This is a genomic window from Okeania sp. SIO3I5 (assembly GCF_010672085.1).
Lineage (GTDB): Bacteria > Cyanobacteriota > Cyanobacteriia > Cyanobacteriales > Microcoleaceae > Trichodesmium.
Genome location: NZ_JAAHHT010000336.1, coordinates 1 through 7,999 on the forward strand (window position 1 = coordinate 1; position 7,999 = coordinate 7,999).

Annotated in this window: 7 protein-coding genes and 1 pseudogene; 3 read left to right on the forward strand and 5 right to left on the reverse strand. The window is 35.8% G+C overall.

What is annotated here, in order from left to right; genetic code table 11:
- Positions 1-333: 333 nt before the first annotated feature.
- The 5 genes from F6K40_RS36960 to fraC form a co-directional block, all read right to left on the reverse strand.
- Positions 334-486 carry a hypothetical protein gene (locus F6K40_RS36960; protein ID WP_293144208.1) on the reverse strand — a complete coding sequence of 51 codons (153 nt, stop codon included), beginning with the start codon at positions 484-486 and terminating at the stop codon, positions 334-336.
- A 536-nt stretch (positions 487-1,022) separates the two neighbouring features.
- Entirely contained in the window at positions 1,023-1,199 is a 177-nt protein-coding gene (locus F6K40_RS36965; protein WP_293144210.1) for a hypothetical protein, read from the reverse strand.
- Between the two features lie 114 nt (positions 1,200-1,313).
- On the reverse strand, positions 1,314-2,087 hold the full coding sequence (locus F6K40_RS36970) for an ABC transporter permease (RefSeq protein ID WP_293144212.1): 774 nt from the start codon (positions 2,085-2,087) through the stop codon (positions 1,314-1,316).
- A gap of 193 nt (positions 2,088-2,280) precedes the next feature.
- The gene (locus F6K40_RS36975; RefSeq protein ID WP_293144214.1) at positions 2,281-3,327 is read right to left on the reverse strand and encodes a DUF5357 family protein; all 1,047 of its coding nucleotides are present in this window, start codon (positions 3,325-3,327) and stop codon (positions 2,281-2,283) included.
- A complete protein-coding gene (gene fraC / locus F6K40_RS36980; protein ID WP_293144216.1) occupies positions 3,324-3,827 on the reverse strand; it encodes a filament integrity protein FraC in 504 nt (167 codons plus the stop codon). Before fraC ends, F6K40_RS36975 begins: the two co-directional genes overlap by 4 nt.
- 458 nt (positions 3,828-4,285) lie before the next feature.
- Between fraC and F6K40_RS36990 the strand changes: the two genes are divergently transcribed.
- The 3 genes and pseudogenes from F6K40_RS36990 to F6K40_RS37000 form a co-directional block, all read left to right on the forward strand.
- Complete coding sequence (locus F6K40_RS36990; RefSeq protein WP_293144218.1) at positions 4,286-5,431, forward strand: PPC domain-containing protein; 1,146 nt, start codon at positions 4,286-4,288, stop codon at positions 5,429-5,431.
- A gap of 798 nt (positions 5,432-6,229) precedes the next feature.
- The gene (locus F6K40_RS36995; RefSeq protein ID WP_293144221.1) at positions 6,230-7,363 is read left to right on the forward strand and encodes a cob(I)yrinic acid a,c-diamide adenosyltransferase; all 1,134 of its coding nucleotides are present in this window, start codon (positions 6,230-6,232) and stop codon (positions 7,361-7,363) included.
- 266 nt (positions 7,364-7,629) lie between these two features.
- Positions 7,630-7,999 (forward strand): annotated as a pseudogene (locus tag F6K40_RS37000) (hypothetical protein); the annotation flags it as partial.

Consider the following 7,999-nt stretch of genomic DNA (forward strand, 5'->3'; position numbering starts at 1 on the left):
AGATAAATATTATTTTATTTTGTGAGATTATTGCTGCCTAACCCACCCTACATCAAGGTTTAATTTTTTATTTATAGATACCCTCTAAAACTCTTGATTTTTCCTCACAAAAATTGTAAAAACGTATAAAAATTAACACCTGCAACTATTGCATATTGCCTCCCAACCTATTTCCTATCATCACCAATAGACTTTTTTAGCAAACCCTAATTATAATTTAAATTATCTTAATAACCACCCTAATAAAATAAAAAGGGTAATCCTAAATATGTAAGGATATTGGTTACTACACCCCTGGAATTTTCAGAAGGTAAACTCGTTAAGATAGCAATCTTATTTGAGTTTTGTACAAAATTTCATTGCTTTTAAGGAACACTTAACTGGTGGCAGTTTCGGTTTTTTATTTACTTTTTTATTTTTCACAACATAAGCGCGGATTGCCATAGTTACTTGTTTACTACTATACGAATTTTGTACCTCACTCATACTAGAAAATTGTTATAGCGCTACGCGAAACGGGAATAGGGAATAGGGAATAGGGAATAGGGAATAGCGGTGCGACCCCGCGTCGCCGTAAAGCTGCGCGACATGTTTGCGGAGCATTCCCTATAAGAAAAAGCAAAGCTCCTCTGCAAGAGGCTAGGCGCAAGCGGTCGGACCCCGCGTCGCCGACAGGCGCAAGGGAACGCCGACCAAGAGAGGGAATGCGCACTCCTGTGAGGGAATGCTGACCAAGAGAGGGAACGCGCACTCCTGTGAGGGAATAGTAAATTGTCAAAGGGTTTTTCGTATAGGGAAATGCTCCGCAAACAGGATTTACAAATGTCCTAACCTTAATGCGTAGTGCTATATCAAAATAATTAGGTCTAACATCAAATCTGATTATAAAGTCATCGCATTTACTACTCCCCATCAAAACAGATATTACTCAGTATACTCTTAAATAATTTCCTTTCTTAAAATTATTGCTCTTGACTTTTGAATTTTGAATTTTCAGTTCTTAATGCATGAATTTTAACTTTTCAAAATTCTTTCCTAGCAAAGATAGCGATAGTAATGGATAAAACCAACATTATATAGAGCAGAGCATAACCAAAATTAGTAACTAAAGTAGCCATACTTGGCAGTAAACCATAGACTGCATCATTTTTCAAATCTAATCTACTTAAATCTGGCAATACAACATATAATCCCATCATTAATTTTTTAATTCCAGGGTTATCACTTAAATCGCCCTTTCTTAAAATTATTACTCTTGACTCTTGACTTTTGAATTTTGAATTTTCAGTTCTTAATGCATGAATTTTAACTTTTCAAAATTCTTTCCTAGCAAAGATAGCGATAGTAATGGATAAAACCAACATTATATAGAGCAGAGCATAACCAAAATTAGTAACTAAAGTAGCCATACTTGGCAGTAAACCATAGACTGCATCATTCTTCAAATCTAATCTACTTAAATCTGGCAATACAACATATAATCCCATCATTAACTTTTTAATTCCAGGGTTATCACTTAAATCGCCCAACTTCACCAAATCTCTACTTAAATTACCCATTAAATAGATGCCAAATGTAAATAATGTCGCCAATAAAGAGCTGGTAAATACACCAAATAGAATTGCTACTGCCGTCAGTAAAGACAACTGAATAAATATAAATATTACAGTTACTAAAATGCTAACTATAGGATAATAAATTCCACTTAAACTAAGAATCAATCCATATATTAGAGTCATCGCTGCCAATAAAACAACCAAAACTGCCGATAAACCAATATGTTTCCCAACAATTAATTCTGAACGACTCAAAGGTTTAGCAAGCAAAACATAAACAGTGCGTTTTTCAATTTCTTTATTCACCAAACCAGTACCAATAAAAACCGTCACAATTAAACCTAAAATACCAATAGTTGCTAACCCCAAATCTAAAATTATTTTATCCTCTGTGCCTATAGATAATTCTGGAATTAACCTCACAGCAACTACCATTAATAAAGCAAAAAAAACAATTAGATAAAGAATCCGATCGCGAATTGCTTCCCAAAATACATTCTTAGCAATTTTAATAATTCTACCTACATTCATAAAATATTTTCTGACAAAAAAATAAGGTTTCAAGCCTTCCCATTTTAGGGAATGAAAAGAATAAACTTAAGTATTTCAATGCGGATGCTTTCCTAGGTCATGCTGCACAAACAGCCAAAAATACTGATAACTGATAACTGTTAACTGATAACTGAAATGACTCCCCCATCTCAATTTTTTCTATTTCAAATTTTTAAATCTTTTTCATATTTTCTTGTTGAATTTCTGGTTTAACAGGTTTCTTTTCTACAGCACCACATTCAACATTACCAACTAGAATTGGTACCGCTTCATTTTGTGGAGTAGAACCAGAACTTCTTCGCCGAACTTTCTCCCCTATTTTACAACTTTTACTCAGATAATAACTTTCATCTTTTGCCGTAGGTCCTTTCCAAAATAATTGTAACTCCAACTGATATCCAGACTGGTTAGCAACAATTGGTGTTTGTAACTTCCATAAATCATCCTCTTTAACTACAGATATTTCCTTAGTCACTTCATCTTTAATATTTTCCAATCTCAACTTCATCTTAGGTACTGACAACCCCAACTTTTGACTACCCAAATCATTGTTTAACCTTTCCTGCATTAAGTTCAAAATTTTTGCGCCTCGATAATCATTTATTGAAGGCGTTATTAATCGATAAACAAACGTACTTTGACTTAAATTATCCTCTCCCATTGTTGGATATTGTTGTACCATACCCTGAATCATAAAATATAATCCCAACCAACAACTAACCAAAAAATTCACCAAAATTAAAATTACAAAACTTGGCTTTGATAATTGAGGAACCTTAGCTTCTGTTGCTGTTTCAGAAGAATTTAAGACTAAAATTATTACTGCTATACAGACAGAAATTATCGGCCAACTAACAAGAGCCACATACTGAATATTACTTGCTAAATTTGCATATAAAAGAAAGCAAATTAATCCCCCTGTCATCCAAGGAGACAAACTTACTTCACCAAAAACAAAAGGTTTTTGATTAGTCCGCCATCCCACAGCAATTGTTAAAGATAACCAACTCAAACTAGAAATAAAATTAATTGCCTCCTCCCTGTTACTATCAACTTCACTAATAATCATTGACAGTAACAATAAAACTATACTCAATAATAAAAATGTCTTCCAATGCCAAAACTTAGATGGCAAAATAAAATTGAGTGTATCCTTCAGAATACCAATAATAACCACAAACAAAAACAAATCAGTCAAACTTTTCCAAATTTCTTTCATCTTAATTCAGACCTCTGCAAAAATAAAATCAACCCTATTGCTAAATTACTACAAATGTGAGCCACCGTAATCACCATAAACTTTGGCGTTCTTAACTCTCCCAATACTTGAGATATATTAATATTAGCAGCATTATTTTTAGACTTTTTATTCCATAAAGAATCACACAAATTAAAACCCACTAACTTGACAATTAGAGAAATCAAAAAACCAACAAATATAAAAAGTATAAACAGAGGATTAATTGTGCCAATCTGACCAAATAAAATATAAGCAACCATTTGTTTTTCCAACATATTTGGCAGTAGACTTACAGTATAGAAAAAGAAAATCCATCCTACACAAGTAGAAATTAAATTCATTACAGTTGCATATTCAACACTAACTTTTGGTATCAAATTAAGTCTTAGTTGAAAAAAACATGATTCGATGGCAATTACTACTAATAATATTAAAAAGTCAGAAATAATCGCCTTTAAAGGCAAAATAGTTAAATTCATATAGCAATCCTTTTTAAATTGTAATATTTTCGTGGTGGTTAGGAGTCATTTCAGTTATCAGTTATCAGTACCTCGCAGTCTATCAAAAGCCAGCTTTACTCTTTTAATGCAATCCTGCAAAAACTGAGAATCAATCAGCTTATACTCAGGAAACTTGTCCTTGGTATTGACCAAATATTTTTTCTGAGAGTAATAATTTGGGTTATCTCTCAATTGAGGAATGGACATTTTATATAATAATATAATTAGCGATCGCTCCACAATACATACTTGACTCTTTTTATCAAGTTTTATATTAAGGAAGATGCTGCCCTTACAAAGCATAGCTTTCTAAGGGCAGCTGAGAAATTTAGGTATAAAGGTTAGAGAGGAATTTGAAAAACCTGTCTTTGATAACTGGATTTGCCACTATAATTAATGCCAAATATTTTCACTTTTAAAATAAAGAGGTAGAAACAATGAGTGGTTTTAGACGAGTAGGTAATATCTTACTCCAGAGTGGAACACAAGAGACAGCAATACCATCATCAAAAATTGAACCAGAGCAACCTTTACGGGTGACAGTATTTCCAATTCGCTCTAGGGAGGGTGGCAATATTCCTAACGTTGGACTAAGGTTGAAAGGAAATGCACCAAACTTACCATTTCCTTCTCGAGGTTTTGCGAATTATGGTTCTATTGAACAAGTTGTTTACAATCCGGTAGAAACAGATATAGACTATACTGCTGTAGTGAGAGGCGGTCCTGGGCATCATTTGTTAGAAGTTAGCTCAGAAGATGTCAGTAATGATTTGTCTACTACTGCAGTTTCTATTGGTAAAGTCTCTGATAAACCATCAGTTGATGGCTTTGTTGGTCGTAGTGATACAGATGATTGGTTCAAGTTTGAGGTATCGAACAACAGTCAAGTTAGAGTTACACTAGACCCTATCATGGACAACGCTAAATTAGAGCTATATGACAGAGGTCTAAATCCGATAGATTCAGCAAAAGCCGAAGCAGCAAATAACGGAGTAATCAACCAAAGTCTTTCTGCTGGAGATTATTTGGTCAGAGTAACACCTGGCGATCGTAGTGCTAATATTCCTGATGGAGGACAAGCCTCTACAGATTATATATTAACTGTCCAGCAAGTTAGTGGTAATCTTGGAACTGGCGCTGGAGGTGGCAGCTTTAGCAGTAGTTCTCAAAATTTAGAGAGCTTCTGGAACTTTAGAAGACTGCAACATATTTTTACAGCTAATCAGGTTGAGATAGATGATTTAGCAAGTCAACCTATTCTTTTCCGACGGGAAGGTAACGAATTTGATGTACCACTCAGCGAGGGCGAGCCAACCTTTTGCTATGCTAATACCACTACAGACAGTAACTTTTTATCATTTGAGTTTGAGAGTCGAATAGAAAATTCTCTCCCACAATTTGTAAATACAAGTGTAGCGTTTAATGCCTATAGAGCAATAGGTACAACAGAGACTAGACCAGCAGATGCACTTGAGAACGCAATACCCGTTTACCGACAGACCAACTTAGGCGCCGAACAAGTAAACCCTTTAAATATTTTATTACTCACTTTTATACTTACCAGCAGAATAATAGGTAGGTAGTGCTTGACACACTCAACCATCGAAACGAGTTTGTTGGTTTCTAGGCACTTCCTGCTGCAACAGATGGTTGAGTTTAATGAAACGACTATTAATCTCCAGGCAATACAAAGAAAAAATTTTCATCATCCACCTCCGGGAGCTTTAGTAAATACAAAGAGAAAATTTTCATCATCCACCTCCAGGAGCTTTAGTAAATGAAACGACTCTTGCTCTCTCGGCAATACAAAGAAAAAATTTTCATCATCCACCTCCGGGAGCTTTAGTAAATGAAACGACTATTAATCTATCAAGTATGGGAAAGAGAAAAATTTTCATCATCCACCTCCGGGAGCTTTAGTAAATGAAACGACTCTTGCTCTCTCGGCAATACAAAGAGAAAAATTTTCATCCGCCACCTCCGATAGCTTCAGCAAATACAAAGAGAAAAATTTTCATCATCCACCTCCAGGAGCTTTAGTAAATGAAACGACTCTTGCTCTCTCGGCAATACAAAGAGAAAAATTTTCATCATCCACCTCCGGGAGCTTCAGCAAATGAAACGACTATTAATCTATCAAGTATGGGAAAGAGAAAAATTTTCAGCATCCGGCGCGGGAGCTTCCACAAATGAAACGACTATTACTCTATCAAGTATGGGAAAGAGAAAAATTTTCAGCATCCAGCGCGGGAGCTTCAGCAAATGAAACAACTATTAATCTATCCATATAAGGAAGAGAAAATTCCATCATCATTCTGAGAAACGCTATATTCTAAATTAGATAACCAAAATCAAAAATCACCAACTCCAAAAAACCACCTATGAGAAGAAACGGCATTGGCATACGCACCGCACAACTCATCTCAGAAAGAATAGTCGGGCAAATTCATGTTTACGACGGAGCAAGTAAAGGCAAATCCCAAGCCGCTCTAGGAGTAGTCTTACGTTCCATTGGCCTTGGCATACATTCCGACTCTCCTACCAGAGTATTACTACTCAGATTTCTCAAAGGTCCTGACCGCTCCTATGACGAAGATGCTGCTATAGAAGCCTTACAAAAAGCCTTTCCCCATCTTGTAGACCAAGTACGCACAGGTCGAGCTGAATATTTTGGCCCCGATGAAATTATTAAATTTGACCATCAAGAAGCACAACGCGGTTGGGATGTGGCCAAAGGAGCGATCGCCTCCGACCTATACTCAGTAGTAGTATTAGATGAACTAAACCCGGTCTTGGACTTAGGTTTATTACCAGTAGATGAAATAATCGATACTATCAAAAATAAACCAGAACAATTAGAAATTATCGCTACAGGTCGTGCAGCTCCCCAAGCTTTGTTAGATATTGCTGACTTACATTCAGAAATGAAACCCCATCAACATCCCACAGCTAGAGCTGCTGGAATAACAGGGATTGAAATTTATACTGGTGCTGGCAAAGGCAAATCTACCAGTGCTTTAGGTAAAGCATTACAAGCAATTGGTCGGGGTATTAGTCAAGACCAGTCTCATGGAGTCCTAATTGTACAATGGCTCAAAGGAGGTATTGGTTATACAGAAGATGCAGCGATCGCCGCTTTACGCCAAAGTTATCCTAATTTAGTAGACCATCAACGTTGTGGTGGGGATGCTATTGTTTGGCGTGGGCAACAAAAAGAAATAGATTTTGTTGAAGCAGAAAGAGGTTGGGAAATAGCTAGAGCTGCTATAGCGTCTGGTTTATATAAGACTATTATTTTAGATGAGCTTAATCCTACTGTAGATTTAGAGTTATTGCCAGTCAAGCCAATAGTTGAAGCTTTGTTACGGAAACCAAAGGATACGGAGGTGATTATTACTGGTCGTTGTCTTAATCCTCCTGACTATTTTGATTTGGCTAGCGTTCATTCAGAAGTTTTCTGTCATAAGCATTATGCTAATCATGGGGTGGAATTAAAACGTGGAGTAGATTTTTGAATTTAGAAATAAGTAAGAACCGGGAAGGGAGATTAGGAAGCAGAAGTTGGCTAACTACTGATGTTTTGTTGTTTCAACCATTCTCAAAGCAAAATATTTAATATCCTACAGAGCATTACGGAAAATAGTCGTGCTGAGAAAAGAAGGGGCATTTGCTAGGTAACAAAAAAGCTGGAAAAACTTGTTGTTTTCCCGCAATTTCTTACATAAACTTGTGATTTTCGTTCTTTTTAATTTTATAATCAAAAAAGTTAGGGTGAGAATAAATGGCCACAATAACATATTGTCAAGCATTACCAGAACCATTAGATGAATTAAATCCTTTAGGGATGACCAAATTTCAGGCATTCTTGGTAGCATACTCCCCAATTCAACGCAAGGCAGTATGTGAAACAGTTCAGAATCTATTATCTGGCAGCTTGTTTAATAAGTCTAACTGGAATACATATTTACAAAAAGCCTATCAAATCAATAAAAGACACGCTAATGGTGTAATTGCATTCGCCTTGGGCCAGGTAGAGTCTGCCAAAGAGTGTCGTCAGAATCACATTAAGCAGTTAGGAGGAAAACTAAAATCTGCTATTGATTGGTTAAAAAAATCAGAGAAAAAGTTAAAAGATGCTAGAAAGTTTTATC